17 protein-coding genes are annotated in these 14,158 nt (G+C 68.4%); 14 read left to right on the top strand and 3 right to left on the bottom strand.

Translation table 11 applies throughout. The annotated features are described in order from the left end of the window. Positions 1 to 16: 16 nt before the first annotated feature. Positions 17 to 1,108 (bottom strand): iron-sulfur cluster carrier protein ApbC, encoded by a 1,092-nt coding sequence (apbC, locus tag DACI_RS09190; protein WP_012203771.1) that lies wholly within the window; start codon positions 1,106 to 1,108, stop codon positions 17 to 19. A 138-nt stretch (positions 1,109 to 1,246) separates the two neighbouring features. On the opposite strand from apbC, the gene DACI_RS09185 reads away from it, so the two are divergent. The 4 genes from DACI_RS09185 (at position 1,247) to DACI_RS09170 (ending at position 5,740) form a co-directional block, all read left to right on the top strand. Continuing rightward, positions 1,247 to 1,807, top strand: a complete 561-nt coding sequence (locus DACI_RS09185; RefSeq protein WP_043781045.1) for a restriction endonuclease — start codon at positions 1,247 to 1,249, stop codon at positions 1,805 to 1,807. 56 nt (positions 1,808 to 1,863) lie between these two features. Continuing rightward, on the top strand, positions 1,864 to 3,102 hold the full coding sequence (locus tag DACI_RS09180) for a patatin-like phospholipase family protein (protein ID WP_012203769.1): 1,239 nt from the start codon (positions 1,864 to 1,866) through the stop codon (positions 3,100 to 3,102). Positions 3,103 to 3,241: 139 nt separating this feature from the next. Further along, on the top strand, positions 3,242 to 5,308 hold the full coding sequence (metG, locus tag DACI_RS09175) for a methionine--tRNA ligase (protein ID WP_043781042.1): 2,067 nt from the start codon (positions 3,242 to 3,244) through the stop codon (positions 5,306 to 5,308). Between the two features lie 135 nt (positions 5,309 to 5,443). Next, positions 5,444 to 5,740, top strand: coding sequence for a hypothetical protein (locus tag DACI_RS09170; protein ID WP_012203767.1), 297 nt, complete (start codon positions 5,444 to 5,446; stop codon positions 5,738 to 5,740). A 2-nt stretch (positions 5,741 to 5,742) separates the two neighbouring features. On the opposite strand, the gene DACI_RS09165 is transcribed toward DACI_RS09170, so the two are convergent. Beyond that, positions 5,743 to 6,393 carry a YitT family protein gene (locus DACI_RS09165; RefSeq protein WP_043781040.1) on the bottom strand — a complete coding sequence of 217 codons (651 nt, stop codon included), beginning with the start codon at positions 6,391 to 6,393 and terminating at the stop codon, positions 5,743 to 5,745. Positions 6,394 to 6,567: 174 nt separating this feature from the next. Further along, a complete protein-coding gene (bamE, locus tag DACI_RS09160; RefSeq protein ID WP_012203765.1) occupies positions 6,568 to 7,065 on the bottom strand; it encodes an outer membrane protein assembly factor BamE domain-containing protein in 498 nt (165 codons plus the stop codon). A gap of 46 nt (positions 7,066 to 7,111) precedes the next feature. On the opposite strand from bamE, the gene DACI_RS09155 reads away from it, so the two are divergent. From DACI_RS09155 to DACI_RS09110, 10 genes are all read left to right on the top strand, one after another. Continuing rightward, positions 7,112 to 7,315 (top strand): DUF3460 family protein, encoded by a 204-nt coding sequence (locus DACI_RS09155; RefSeq protein ID WP_012203764.1) that lies wholly within the window; start codon positions 7,112 to 7,114, stop codon positions 7,313 to 7,315. A gap of 75 nt (positions 7,316 to 7,390) precedes the next feature. Continuing rightward, positions 7,391 to 8,257: a segregation and condensation protein A gene (locus DACI_RS09150; protein ID WP_050771882.1), complete on the top strand. Its 867-nt coding sequence runs from the start codon at positions 7,391 to 7,393 to the stop codon at positions 8,255 to 8,257. Positions 8,258 to 8,316: 59 nt separating this feature from the next. Then, positions 8,317 to 8,955: a 7-carboxy-7-deazaguanine synthase gene (queE, locus tag DACI_RS09145; RefSeq protein ID WP_012203762.1), complete on the top strand. Its 639-nt coding sequence runs from the start codon at positions 8,317 to 8,319 to the stop codon at positions 8,953 to 8,955. An 8-nt stretch (positions 8,956 to 8,963) separates the two neighbouring features. Continuing rightward, the gene (locus tag DACI_RS09140; RefSeq protein WP_012203761.1) at positions 8,964 to 9,329 is read left to right on the top strand and encodes a 6-pyruvoyl trahydropterin synthase family protein; all 366 of its coding nucleotides are present in this window, start codon (positions 8,964 to 8,966) and stop codon (positions 9,327 to 9,329) included. Between the two features lie 141 nt (positions 9,330 to 9,470). Next, a complete protein-coding gene (gene panD / locus DACI_RS09135) occupies positions 9,471 to 9,851 on the top strand; it encodes an aspartate 1-decarboxylase (protein ID WP_012203760.1) in 381 nt (126 codons plus the stop codon). A gap of 27 nt (positions 9,852 to 9,878) precedes the next feature. Next, positions 9,879 to 11,201, top strand: coding sequence for an adenosylmethionine--8-amino-7-oxononanoate transaminase (gene bioA / locus DACI_RS09130; RefSeq protein WP_012203759.1), 1,323 nt, complete (start codon positions 9,879 to 9,881; stop codon positions 11,199 to 11,201). Continuing rightward, on the top strand, positions 11,198 to 11,899 hold the full coding sequence (gene bioD / locus DACI_RS09125) for a dethiobiotin synthase (RefSeq protein ID WP_012203758.1): 702 nt from the start codon (positions 11,198 to 11,200) through the stop codon (positions 11,897 to 11,899). Before bioA ends, bioD begins: the two co-directional genes overlap by 4 nt. After that, the gene (bioF, locus tag DACI_RS09120; protein ID WP_012203757.1) at positions 11,896 to 13,113 is read left to right on the top strand and encodes an 8-amino-7-oxononanoate synthase; all 1,218 of its coding nucleotides are present in this window, start codon (positions 11,896 to 11,898) and stop codon (positions 13,111 to 13,113) included. The genes bioD and bioF overlap by 4 nt, the downstream gene beginning before the upstream one ends. Before the next feature lie 31 nt (positions 13,114 to 13,144). Next, complete coding sequence (locus tag DACI_RS09115) at positions 13,145 to 13,504, top strand: 5-carboxymethyl-2-hydroxymuconate Delta-isomerase (protein ID WP_012203756.1); 360 nt, start codon at positions 13,145 to 13,147, stop codon at positions 13,502 to 13,504. Between the two features lie 15 nt (positions 13,505 to 13,519). After that, a complete protein-coding gene (locus tag DACI_RS09110) occupies positions 13,520 to 14,158 on the top strand; it encodes a tRNA-uridine aminocarboxypropyltransferase (protein WP_012203755.1) in 639 nt (212 codons plus the stop codon).

Here is a 14,158-nt window from a genome sequence, read left to right as displayed (position 1 = left end):
GGCGGCGCCAGAAGGGTCAGGTTCCCTGGCTGACGGTGATCGTCGGGAACTTGCTCGTGAAATCGCGTGCCTTGAGCGCCACCTTCACGGCCAGGTCGCGCGCCACCTTCTTGTAGATCTGCGCGGCTTCGCTATCGGGCTCGGCCACCACGGTGGGCTTGCCGCTGTCGGCCTGCAGGCGGATCTGCAGCGAAAGGGGCAGTGCGCCCAGGTAGTCGATGCCGTACTCGGCCGCCATCTGCTTGCCGCCCTCGGCGCCGAAGATGTGCTCCACATGGCCGCAGTTGGTGCAGACGTGGGCCGCCATGTTCTCGACCAGGCCCAGGATGGGCACGCCCACCTTCTCGAACATCTTCACGCCCTTCTTGGCGTCGATCAGCGCGATGTCCTGCGGCGTGGTGACGACCACGGCGCCCGTCATGGGCACGCGCTGGGCCAGCGTCAGCTGGATGTCGCCGGTGCCGGGCGGCATGTCCACCAGCAGGTAGTCCAGATCCTTCCAGTTGGTCTGGCGCAGCATCTGCTCCAGCGCCTGCGTGGCCATGGGGCCGCGCCAGATCATGGCCTGGTCGTTGTTGACCAGGAAGCCGATGGACATGACCTGCACGCCGTGGCTTTCCATGGGCTCCATGGTCTTGCCGTCGGGGCTTTCGGGGCGGCCCGAGATGCCCATCATCATGGGCTGGCTGGGGCCGTAGATGTCGGCGTCCAGGATGCCCACGCGCGCGCCCTCGGCGGCCAGCGCCAGCGCCAGGTTGGCCGTGGTCGTGCTCTTGCCCACGCCGCCCTTGCCGGACGAGATGGCGATGATGTTCTTGACGCCCGGCAGCAACTGCACGCCGCGCTGCACCGCATGCGCGGCGACCTTGGACGTGATGTTGACCGAGACATTGCCCACGCCCTCGACGGTCTTGGCCGCCGCGACGAACTGGCCGCGCAGCGCCGGCACCAGGCTTTGCGCCGGATAGCCCATCTCCACGTCGAAGGCCACGTCGGCCCCAGTGACCTGCAGGTTGCGCAGGGCGCGGGTGCTCACATAGTCCTTGCCGGTGTGGGGGTCGAGCACGCTGGAGAGCGCGGCCAAGAGCGCTTGTTCTGTGACTGCCATTGCTTTGATTACTCCTAGAGCCGGATAGTCTATCCAAGGCACCATCCCCTCGCTCACGCGAGACAATGCGGGCCTTGCTGCCTTTGCGGCCCCTGTTCCCGCCTTTTTCCGCGAAAGATCCGCCCCGTGAAATTCAAGATGGCCCACAACTCCCTGTTCGCGATCCTGCTGCGCTCGCGCTGGTGGATCAGCATCGCGCTGGCCGCGCTGGTGACCCTGGTGTCCACGGCGCTGCTGCCCAAGGACATCGCGCCGTTCGCCGCCATCACCGCCCTGCCCTTCTTCGGCATAGGCTGCGTTGCCGCCTGGCGCCAGCTGCGCGCGCCCAGCCCCGCCAAGGTGGAGCAGGCCCTGGAGATCGCCGCCCAGCAAAGCTGGCGCGAGTTCGCCGATCGGCTCGATCGCGCCTGGCAGGCCGAGGGCTACACCGTGACCCGCCTGTCCGACAAGGACGGCGCCGACTTCGTGCTGGAACGCGAAGGCCGCGCCACCGTGGCCAGCGCCAAGCGCTGGAAGGCCGGCGTGCACGGCATGGAGCCGCTGCGCGCCCTGCTGGCCGCAGGCCAGGCGCGCGATGCGGCCACGGTCTGCTACCTGTCGCTGCAGCCGCCGGCCGAGAATGCAGCCGCCTGGGCCAAGCAGCAGGGCATCGCCCTGATCTCCGGCAAGGACCTGGGCTCCCTGCTGGCCAAGGCCTGATCCCTTCGGGGTCATCCCCTGATCTGATGACGGCCGGCGCGCGGCACACTCCAGGCATGCCCGATGCCGCGCCCTCACCCGACTCCAGCCTCCCTCCCCCCAGCACCGGACTGCTGCTCAGCGGCGGCGGCGCCCGCGCCGCCTACCAGGCCGGCGTGCTGGAGGCCATTGCCGAAATACGCCGCGCCTGCGGCCAGCAGCATGGCCCCAATCCCTTTCCCATCCTGGTCGGCACCTCGGCCGGCGCCATCAACGCCGCGGCCCTGGCCTGCGGCAGCGACCATTTCGACCGGGCCGTGCGCCGCATGTCGCGCATCTGGCGCAACCTGCGGCCCGAGGACATCTACCTGTCCGACTCGCTGAGCGTGCTGCGCAGCGGCGCGCGCTGGCTGACCCTGCTGTCGCTGGGCTGGGCCCTGGCGCGCTGGGGCCGCATGCGTCCGCGTTCGCTGCTGGACAACCAGCCGCTGGGCCGGCTGCTGTCGCGCGGCCTGGTTCCGCTGGAACGCCTGCCGCAATTGATCGCGGACGGCCACCTGCGTGCGCTGGCGGTGTCCGCCTCCAGCTACACCACCAGCGAGCATGTGACCTTCTGCCAGGCGCAGGACCAGCTCCAGCCCTGGGTGCGCAACCAGCGCAAGGCCGCCGCCGCCCAGATCACGCACGCGCACCTGCTGGCCTCCTCGGCCATTCCCTTCATCTTTCCGGCCACGCCGCTGCCGCTGGACGGCGCCACCGAATACTTCGGCGACGGCTCCATGCGCCAGACCGCTCCGCTGGCGCCCGCCATCCACCTGGGCGCCGAGCGCATCCTCGTCGTGGGCGCGGGCCGGCGCACCGAGCCGCCGGCCAGGCCGCCGCCAGAAGGCGCAAGCTACCCGTCGCTGGCCCACATCGCGGGCCACACGCTGTCCAGCATCTTCCTGGACGCCCTGTCCCTGGACGTGGAGCGCGCCGAGCGCATCAACCAGACACTGGCCCTGATCCCCCCCGCCGACCGCGAACGCAGCCGGCTGCGCCCGCTGCAGTTGCTGGTCATCTCGCCGTCCGAGCGCATAGACGCCATCGCCGCACGCCATGTAGGCCAGCTGCCGCTACCCATGCGCACCCTGCTGGGCGCCCTGGGCGTGCGCCAGGACGCCAGCGACCCGCGCGGCGCCGCCCTGGCCAGCTACCTGCTGTTCGAGCGCAGCTTCACCCGCGAACTCATGGCCCTGGGCCGGCGCGACGCGCTGGCGCGGCGCAGCGACATAGAGCAGTTCCTGGGCTGGCAGCGCCCGCTGGTCGCCAGCTGACGCCTGCAGCCAACAGGCCTGGCGCAGCGAAGGCCCGCAACAACTCCCTGGTATGTCGGCCTGCACGGAAAAGCCATCGCCGCCCCACAACCGCCCAGCCCTTCTAGAATGTCAGGTTCCCCCGAGAAAGCCGCCATCCATGACCGCACGCAAACTCTTCGTCACCACCGCCCTGCCGTACGCCAACGGCAACTTCCACATCGGCCACATCATGGAATACATCCAGGCCGACACCTGGGTGCGTGCGCAGCGAATGCAGGGCAACGCGGTCAACTTCGTGGGCGCCGATGACGCCCACGGCGCGCCCATCATGATTGCGGCCGAGAAGGCCGGCAAGACGCCCCAGCAGTTCGTGGCCGACATCGCCGCAGGCCGCAAGCAGTACCTGGACGGCTTCCACATCGCCTTCGACAACTGGCACAACACCGACGCGCCCGAGAACCACGTGCTGGCCCAGCAGATCTACAGGGACCTGAAGGCTGCCGGCTTCATCGAGACGCGCACCATCGAGCAGTTCTTCGACACCGAGAAGAACATGTTCCTGCCCGACCGCTTCATCAAGGGCGAATGCCCGCGCTGCCACGCCAAGGACCAGTATGGCGACAACTGCGAGGTCTGCAGCGCCGTCTACGCGCCCACCGACCTGATCAACCCCTACTCGGCGCTGTCCGGCGCCAAGCCCGTGCTCAAGAGCTCGGAGCATTTCTTCTTCAAGCTGTCGGACCCGCGCTGCGTGGAGTTCCTGACCGAGTGGACCCAGGACGGCCAGCATGTGCAGCCCGAGGTGGCCAACAAGATCAAGGAATGGTTCGGCGTGCGCACCAACCCGGACGGCACGACCAGCGAAGGCCTGGGCGACTGGGACATCTCGCGCGACGCGCCCTACTTCGGCATCGAGATCCCCGATGCGCCGGGCAAGTACTTCTACGTCTGGCTGGACGCGCCCGTGGGCTACCTGGCCTCGCTCAAGAACCTGCTGGACCGCCGTGGCGAGGACTACGAGGCCTACATGGCCGACCCCACGCTGGAGCAGTACCACTTCATCGGCAAGGACATCATCACCTTCCACACGCTGTTCTGGCCCGCCATGCTCAAGTTCAGCGGCCGCAAGACGCCCACCAAGATCTGCGTGCACGGCTTCATGACCGTGAACAACGGCGAGAAGATGAGCAAGAGCCGCGGCACCGGACTGGACCCGCTCAAGTACCTGGGCCTGCAGATGAACCCCGAGTGGCTGCGCTACTACCTGGGCGCCAAGCTCAACGGCAAGAATGAAGACATCGACTTCAACCCCGATGACTTCATGGCCCGCGTCAATTCCGACCTGATCGGCAAGTACGTGAACATCGCCTCGCGCGCGGCCGGCTTCATCGCCAAGCGCTTCGACGGCAAGCTGGGCACGGTCAGCGAAGACGGCCAGGCCCTGCTGGCCCAGCTGCGCGGCCAGAGCGAGGCCGTTGTCCAGGCCTTCGAGAACCGCGACACGGCCCGCGCCGTGCGCGAAATCATGCAGCTGTGCGACCGCGTCAACGAATACGTGGATGCCAACAAGCCCTGGGAGCTGGCCAAGCAGGAAGGCATGGACGCCCGCCTGCAGGACGTGTGCACCACCTGCATCGAGGCCTTCCGCCTGCTGACCATCTACCTGAAGCCCATCCTGCCGGCCGTGGCCGAACAGGTGGAAGGCTTCCTGAACGTGGCGCCGCTGCAGTTCGCCGACGCACAGAACCTGCTGGGCGCCGGCCATGCCATCGGCCTGTACAAGCACCTGATGCAGCGCGTGGACGTCAAGCAGCTGGAGGCACTGTTCGAGGCCCCCGAGCCCGTGGTCGAGAAGGTCCTGCCCGGCGGCGAGGAGATTGCCGAAACCATCGGCATCGACGACTTCGCCAAGGTGGACCTGCGCATCGCCAAGATCGTGGAATGCAAGCCCGTGGAAGGCTCCACCAAGCTGCTGCAGCTCACGCTGGACGTGGGCGAAGGCAAGACACGCAACGTGTTCTCCGGCATCTCCAGCATGTACCAGCCCGAGCAGTTGCAGGGCAAGCTCACCGTGATGGTGGCCAACCTGGCGCCGCGCAAGATGAAGTTCGGCATCTCCGAGGGCATGGTGCTGGCCGCCAGCCACGCCGATGAGAAGGCCAACCCCGGCATCTACGTGCTGGAGCCCTTCCCAGGCGCCACACCCGGCATGCGTATACATTGAAATGCCCCCTGAGTCGCTTCGCGCCTTCCCCCTGAAGGGGGACGACACCCTCGGTGCGGGGCGGCCCTTCCTCGGCGTCCCTGACTTAGGCTCTGCCGGTTTCAAAGATTGCGCACAGTGTGTTGGACGACAATCATGAAGTCTGCAAAGTCCCGCAAGCCCTCACGGTCCCCGGCCCTGGGGGCTTTTCTTTGCCTGTGCGCCGGCGCCCTGCTGTCCGGCTGCACCGTGGTGGCCGTGACGGCCACGGCGGTCAGCGTCACGGCCTCTGCCGTGGGGCTGGCCGCGGATGCGGCCGTGGGCACGGCCAAGATCGTCGGCAAGGGAGTGGGCAAGGCCGTCGATGCGATGAGCGATGACGGGGCAGCCGCAGACAACAGCGGCATCACGGTCCGCTACCGCACGCCCGATGGGCAGCCTTTGACGCCCTGAGGCTACTGCCCGGCGTAGCGCCCGGGCCGGTGGCTCACGGCCAGGAACACGCCCATGACCACGGCCGCCAGCACCGACCAGGCCACGCGCTCGAAGGGCACGACCCACAGCGCCAGCAGCACCACGCAGCAGTCGATTGCCATCTGCACCTTGCCGGCGCGGATGCCGTAGCGGTCCTGCAGGTAGAGCGAGGCAATGGTGGCGCCGCCCAGGCTGGAGCGGTGGCGCGCCAGGAACAGCAGGCCCGAGCCCATGAGCAGGCCACCCGCAATGGCGGCAAAGGCCGGGTGCAGGTAGTCGATGTGGATGAGGCGCGGCCCCATTTCGGTGATCAGCGACAGCGCGCCCACGCAGATGAAGGTCTTGACCGTGAAGGTGCGGCCCACGCGCGTCCAGGCAAACCAGTAGAACGGGATATTGATCGCGAAGAAGACCAGGCCGAACGGCCAGCCCGTGGCGTAGTGCAGCACGAAGGCCAGGCCCGCCGTGCTTCCCGTCAAAAGCCCCGCCTGGGCGAACATCATCATGGCGATGCCCACGAACAGGGTTCCGGTGAAGAGGGCCTGGACATCCTCGAAAAGGCCATGGCGCAGCGAAGCGGTGGCCGGGACAGGCGCAGCGGGCGCGGCAGCGGGTAGGGAAGGCATGGACATTGTCGGGGTGATGACAGATCTATCGTCGCAAAGGCCCCGGTTCGGGGCCTTCACCGTACCCATGGGGTGTCATAGGTACAAACCCGGATTCTAGAGACTGTTGCCCCGGCGCGCTGTGGCGTGCAGGGTACAGCGCATCGCAGGATGCTTGCAGGAGCTTGCGGGGGCCTGCTGTCAGGCGCCGCCGTGCAGTTTCTCGCGGCCCGCGCTGCGCAGCACGCGGCCGTCGGGCCCGAAGGTCACGGTGAACTCCATGTCGCGCGTGGGGGGATCGATGTAGTTCCAGTCCCAGTCGGTTTCCTGCTTGAGCTGGTAGGGCGTGATCTTGGCGGGCTTGCCCAACATGCGGCGCACCTGCTCCTCGTCCATGCCGGGGCGGATTTTCTCGAAGTTGTGCGGCGCCAGCACCTGGCGCAGCGCGCTCATGCGGCCATCGGTGCCGATGGTGATCATGTAGTTGCGGCTGCCGGCGGGCTGGCGGTTGTACTCGAAGGTGCGCGAGCCGTCGGGCTCGGTCCAGATGCGTTCGGGCTCGCCAAAGCGGGCGCGGACGTCGGCCTCGGTGGACAGGCCTTCTTCGAGTTCCTTGATGTTTTGGGGATCGCAGCCGGGCAGCGAGAGCATGCCCATCACGGCCACGGCAACCCCCAGAAGACGGGAGACTAGGTTCATCGGCGGTGTCCCGGTAAAATCACGCGATTCAAGAGGTTATCAGACTATGTCATTCTTTCGCCGCCCCGACTATCGCTCCGACGCCACCAACTTCATCAACGACCTGAAGAAGCAAAAGCCCGAGCTGCCCAGCCAGCAACTGGCCGGCCGCTCTCTGCTGTGGGACAAGGACGTGAACCACGAAGTCTGGGAAGACCTGCGCGCCGGCCGCGTGGACCAGAAGCCCTACGTCTACCAGACGAACTCCTGATTGCCCATGCGATGAAAAATCAGCCTGTTCCCACCGTGCACCCTGCGCATGCGGCATTCGCCCAGGCAGCAAGGCATGGCCGAGGCTGAATCCGCGCTGGCGCCTGCGGGCGCCTCCGCCACATCCCCCCCTCCTGGCGACAGCACCCCGGTCGTGATCGACCAGGTGGCTTTGGCGCGCCTGTACGGCGAGCCGCTGTTCGCCCTGCCGCAGGACCTGTACATCCCTCCCGATGCGCTGGAGGTCTTCCTCGAAGCCTTCGAAGGGCCGCTGGACCTGTTGCTGTACCTGATCCGCAAGCAGAACTTCAACATCCTCGACATTCCCATGCTGGACGTGACGCGCCAGTACATGCGCTATGTCGACGAGATCCGCAGCCGCAACCTCGAGCTGGCGGCCGAGTACTTGCTGATGGCGGCCATGCTCATCGAGATCAAGTCGCGCATGCTGCTGCCGCCCAAGAAGCAGGAAGGCGGCGAAGAGGCCGAGGACCCGCGCGCCGAGCTGGTGCGCCGGCTGCTCGAGTACGAGCAGATCAAGCTCGCTGCCCACCAGCTCGGCCAGGTGCCGCACTACGGACGCGACTTCCTCAGGGCCCAGATCCACATCGAGCAGAACCTGCAGCCGCGCTTTCCCGATGTGGACGTGGCCGAGCTGCAATCGGCCTGGCGCGACATTCTCAAGCGCGCCAAGCTCGTGCAAAGCCACAAGATCACGCGCGAGGAACTCTCGGTGCGCGAGTACATGAGCCAGGTGCTCAAGGCCCTGCAGGGCCGGCGCTTCGTCGAGTTCGAGACCCTGTTCCAGCCCGAGAAAGGCTCGACCGTGCTGGTCGTGACCTTCATCGCCCTGCTGGAGCTGGCCAAGGAAACGCTGATCGAGATCACCCAGGCCGAAGCCTTTGCGCCCATCTACGTGCGCCTGGCCTATACGCCCGTCTAGCGGGCACGGATACAGGCACGCGCACACCGACAGGCCGGCTCCACCGGCCTCCATGCACCATGACTTACAGCGTCAAAGAAATCTTCTACACCCTGCAGGGCGAGGGCGGCCAGGCCGGCACGCCGGCCATATTCTGCCGCTTTACAGGCTGCAACCTCTGGACCGGCCGCGAGCAGGACCGCGCCAGCGCCATCTGCCAGTTCTGCGATACCGACTTCGTGGGCACCGACGGCACGCTGGGCGGCAAGTTCGCCACGGCCGACGCCCTGGCCGAACGCATCCTGTCCCAGTGGCCGGCCGGCGACAGCCAGCACCGCATGGTGGTGCTGACCGGGGGAGAGCCCCTGCTGCAGGTGGACGAGCCCCTGATCGCCGCCCTGCATGCGCGCGGCTTTCGCATTTCCGTGGAAAGCAATGGCACCGTGGCCGCGCCCGAGGGCATCGACTGGCTGTGCATCAGCCCCAAGGCGGGCGCCGAATGGGTACAGCGCAGCGGCCAGGAGCTCAAGCTGGTCTGGCCGCAGCCCGGCTTCGACCTGCAGGCCATCGAGGCCGGCACCCGTTTCGACCGCTATTTCCTGCAGCCCATGGACAACGTCCTGCAGGCCGACAACACGGCCGCCTGCATAGCGCAATGCCTGCAGCGCCCGGCCTGGCGCCTGAGCCTGCAGACCCACAAGCTCACCGGCATCCGCTGATTTTTGCCATGCAGTTCACCGTACACCAGCGCTTTTTCTTCGATGCCGCCCACACGCTGGAGCGCGCCATCGAGACCGAGAGCAGCCGCCGCATCCACGGCCACACCTACTACGCCGAGGTCAGCGTCACCGGCCCGCGCAATCCGGACAACGGCATGGTGATCGACCTGGGCTACCTGCGCTCGCGCCTGAAGACCCTGGGCGACGCGCTGGACCACCGCTTTCTCGACGAAATCCCCGGCCTGGGCAAGCCCACGCTGGAAAACCTGTGCCTGTTCATTGCCGATTCCCTGGCCGACCTGCAGCCCGCTCCCAGCCGCATCCGCGTATGGCGCGACAGCATCGGCGATGGCTGCGTGCTCGACCTGAACTGAACCCAGTCCCGCAGCGGCGCCGCTGCCGTTGAACAACTTCACGGCCTTCATGGGATTTCTCCTTCGCATATAGACTTGGTGGTTTTTTTTGCCAGCCAAGGCCCCATCAAGACCGCGCAAAGCGCCCCTCGAGAGACAAACATGTTCCGCACCCTGCTCAAATCCAAGATCCACCGCGTCAAGACCACGCAATGCGAGCTGCACTATGAAGGCTCCTGCGCCATCGACGAGGACCTGCTGGACGCCGCCAACATCGTCGAGAACGAGCAGGTGCACATCTGGAACATCGACAACGGCGAGCGCTTCGTCACCTATGCCATCAAGGGCCAGCGCGGCAGCGGCATGATCTCGGTCAACGGCTCGGCCGCGCGCCGCGCCGCCGTGGGCGACCTGCTGATCATTGCCTCCTTCGCCCAGGTGCATGAGACCGACGTGGCCACGCACCAGCCGCAGCTGGTCTTCGTGGACGATGCCAACCGCCAGGTCGAACTGCGCCACCACGTTCCCACGCAGCAGCTGTGAGCTGCGCTGCGGTGTGACAATCGCGCGATGACTCAATCGCTTGCCGCCCGCAGCCTTGCGGCTGTGTGGCACCCCTGCACCCAGATGAAGCGGCACGAGGCCGCGCCCCCCATCGCCATCGCGCGTGCCCAGGGCCCTTGGCTCCACGACACCGAAGGGCGCCGCTACCTGGATGGCGTCAGCTCCTGGTGGGTCAACCTCTTCGGCCACAGCCATCCGCACATACAGGCCGCGCTCACCGACCAGCTCGCCCAGCTTGACCATGTGATGCTGGCCGGCTTCACGCACGCGCCCGTGGTGGAGCTGTCCGAACGGCTGGCCACCCTCACCGGCCTGGGCCACGCCTTCTACGGCAGCGACGGCGCATCGGCCACCGAGATCGCCCTCAAGATGAGCGCGCATTACTGGCGCAACCTGGGCCGCCCCGCCAAGAGCCGCTTTGCCGGCCTGGCCGGCGGCTACCACGGCGAAACCGTGGGCGCGCTGGCCGTGACCGACATCCCCCTCTTCCGCGAAGCCTATGCGCCTCTGGTGCGCCTGGCCGACACCGTGCCCAGCCCCGATGCACGCGGCGCGCAAGGCGGCGAAAGCCCGGCCGATGTGGCACGGCGCGCCGCCGAAGGCCTGCGCCAGTGGCTGGAGCAGCACCACGAGACGACGGCCGCCCTCATCGTCGAGCCGCTGGTGCAGTGCGCGGCCGGCATGGCCATGCACGACCCCGAGTACCTGCGCCTGGCGCGCGCCCTGTGCGACCGCTACGAGGTGCACCTGGTGGTGGACGAGATCGCCGTGGGCTTCGGCCGCACGGGCAGCATGTTCGCCCACCAGCAGGCCGGCATACGGCCGGACTTCATCTGCCTGTCCAAGGGCCTGACGGGCGGCACGCTGGCCCTGTCGGCCGTGCTGACCACCGAGACCGTCTACGCCGCCTTCTACGACGATTCCGTGGCGCGTGGCTTCCTGCACTCGCACTCGTACACCGGCAACCCGCTGGCCTGCCGCGCGGCCCTGGCCACGCTGGAGCTGTTCGAGCAGACCGATGCCATCAACGCCAACCTCGCGCTGGCGCAAAGGCTGGACGGCGCCTTCGCCCCTTTGAACCAGCACGCCCGCGTGCGCCACGCGCGGCGCCAGGGAATGATCTGGGCCTGGGATGTGCAGACCTCGCTGCCCGACTTCTCGCGCCGCTACAGCGCAGCCGCACTGGAGCGCGGGCTGCTGCTGCGCCCGATCAGCAACACCCTCTACGCCATGCCTCCCTATTTGCTGGACGAAGAGGCCGTGCAGCACCTGGCCGCCAGCGCGCTGGCCGCCCTTGAAGACACCCTGGCCCAGGAGAACCATTCGTGAACGCCCACCGCACCATTGGCTGCTTTGTCACCGGCACCGACACGGGCGTGGGCAAGACCCTGGCCTCCTGCGGGCTGCTGCATGCGCTGGCCCGCCACCATGCCCGCGTGGTGGGCATGAAGGCCGTGGCCGCAGGCGCCGAGCCCGACGGCCACGGCGGCTGGGCCAACGAGGACACGCTGGCGCTACGCGCCGCGTCCACCCTGGCCGTGCCTCCCGAACTCGACAACCCCGTGCTGCTGCCCGATCCCATGTCGCCGCACATCGCCGCGCAGCGCGCGGGCCGCTCCATAGAGATCGCACACATCGTGGACAGCTACCGGCGCCTGGCCCAACAGGCCGACGCCGTGGTGGTGGAAGGCGCGGGCGGCTTTCTCGTGCCGCTGTCCGACCAGCTCTCGGGCGCCGACCTGGCCTGCGCGCTGGACCTGCCCGTGGTCATGGTCGTGGGCCTGCGGCTGGGCTGCCTGAACCACGCCGCCCTCACGGCCGAGGCCATTCGCGCGCGCGGACTGCGCCTGGCCGGCTGGATTGCCAGCCGCGTGGACCCCGCCATGCTGGTGCCCGAGGAAAACATGGCCTGGCTGCGCCAGCACCTGGACCGGCAACTGCAGGCGCCGCTGCTGGCCGACATCCCCTTCCAGCAGCACCCCGACCCGCGCGCCACCACCTACACCCTGCCGGAGCAATGGCAATGAGCGGCTCCTGGCTGGACGAAATCCCCGCACGCATCGCCGAGCTCGACGCGGCCCACCTGCGCCGCCGCCGCCGCGCCACGGCGCCGCTGCAGGGCGCCGCCAGCGGCGCCCACATGGAGGTGGACGGCCACCCCATGCTGGCCTTTTGCAGCAATGACTACCTGGGCCTGGCCGGCCACCCCACCCTGGTGCGCGCCGCCTGCGCGGGCGCCCAGGCCTTTGGCGTGGGCTCGGGCGGCTCGCCTCTGGTCAGCGGCCACAGCACGGCCAACGCCGCGCTGGAGGAACAGCTGGCGCACTTCGTGCAACTGCCGCGCGCGCTCTACTTCTATGCGGGCTACGCCACCAATGCCGGCATCGTGCCGGCCCTGGTGGGCGCGGGCGATGCCCTGTTCTCCGATGCGCTCAACCACGCCTGCCTGATCGACGGCGCCCGCCTGTCGCGTGCCCATGTCCACCGTTATGCCCATGCCGACCTGGGCGACCTGGCCGCGCAACTGGCCGCCAGCACGGCCCGCCGCAAGCTGGTCATCAGCGATGCCGTGTTCAGCATGGATGGCAACGTGGCCGACATCCGCGGCCTGCTGGCGCTGTGCGATCAGTACGACGCACTGCTGCTGCTCGACGACGCGCATGGCTTCGGCGTGCTCGGCCCACAAGGCCGGGGCAGCCTGGCCGAGGCGGGACTGACGGGCGCAAACGCCTCGCCGCGCGTGCTCTACATGGCCACGCTGGGCAAGGCCGCTGGCGTGGCCGGTGCCTTTGTCGCGGGCAGCGACATGCTGGTCGAATGGCTGCTGCAAAAGACGCGCAGCTACATCTTCGCCACGGCCGCGCCGCCCATGCTGGCCAGCGCGCTGCAGGCCAGCGTGGCCCTGATCGAGGCCGAGGACGAGCGCCGCGAGGCCCTGGCCGAACGCATTGCCGAGCTGCGCGCCGGCCTCACGCCGCTGCTGGCGCGCACGGGCTGGCAGCTGCTGCCTTCGCGCACCGCCGTGCAGGCCCTGGTCATAGGCTCCAACGCCACGGCCCTGGCCGTGATGGAGGGCCTGCGCGAGCGCGGCCTGTGGGTGCCCGCCATCCGCCCGCCCACCGTGCCCGAAGGCACGGCGCGGCTGCGCATCGCGCTGTCGGCCTCCCACACGCGCATCGACGTACAGCTGCTGCTGACGGCGCTGGACGAGGTCTCGCGCCTGGCCCCACCCCTCCCCTGAATCCCTCTTCACCACCGGAACGGAGACATCCATGCCCCATCTCTACGTCGAATACACCGACAACCTCGCCGGCCTGCCCGGCCAGCAACTGCTGACCGAACTCAACGCCTTCGTCTGCGGCCACCCCAGCATCCTGGACGAGGCCGACGTCAAGGCCCGCCTGCTGCCGGTCAGCCAGTTCGAGATCGGCTCGGCGCCCGCCAACCGCGGCTTCGTCCATGTGCAGCTGCGCCTGCTGGCAGGCCGTACCGACACGGCCAAAAAGGAACTGTCCGAAGGCATTGCCGCGGTGCTGCGCCGCCTCACGCCCCAGCCGGCCGGCATGATGGTCCAGCTCAGCGTGGAAATCGCCGACATGGACAAGCCCAGCTACTACAAGGGTCGCCTGTAAGGCAGGCGCCGGGCCTTGTCCGCCGTGAGCACCCGCGCACGCTGCGCGCAATGCCTGCGCCCTGAGCGCACCTGCCTGTGCCCCCTGGTGCAGCCGGTGCCGCATGCGGTGCAGCTGCTGGTGCTCCAGCATCCCGAGGAAGAACTGCAGGCCAAGGGCACGGGCCGGCTGCTGCACCTGTGCCTGCCCGCCAGCCGCCTGGCGGTGGGCGAGGCCTTCGAGCCAGCGCAGTTGCAGGCACTGCTGCACGCGCCCTGGCAGGCCGGCGACGCCCCGCGGCAGGCCGTACTGCTCTATCCGGAAACACCGCACGGCGACCAGTTGGGCCTGGCCAGGCAAGCGCCCTGGCCGCAGCCCGCGCCATGCCCCGAGGACCTGCGCCTGGTGGTGCTGGACGCCACCTGGCGCAAGAGCCGCAAGATGCTCTACCTCAACCCCGGCCTGCAGGCCCTGCCGCGCCTGGCACTGCAGGGCGACCTGCCCGCCTCGCGCTACGGCGCCCTGCGCAAGGCCCATGCGCCGGGCCAGCTGTCCACGCTGGAGGCAGCGGTCTGCGCGCTGCAACGGCTGGCGCCTGCCGGCCCGTCGCTGCAGCCGCTGCGCGACGCGTTCGAGGGGCTGCTGGCCCTGCATGCCCTGCACAGGCCCGAATGA

Origin of the sequence: Delftia acidovorans SPH-1, from assembly GCF_000018665.1 — a bacterium.
In the GTDB taxonomy this organism is placed as follows: Bacteria; Pseudomonadota; Gammaproteobacteria; order Burkholderiales; family Burkholderiaceae_C; genus Comamonas; species Comamonas acidovorans.
Note: the sequence above shows the minus strand (reverse complement) of the source record. Positions and strands in the feature narration are given on the sequence as shown.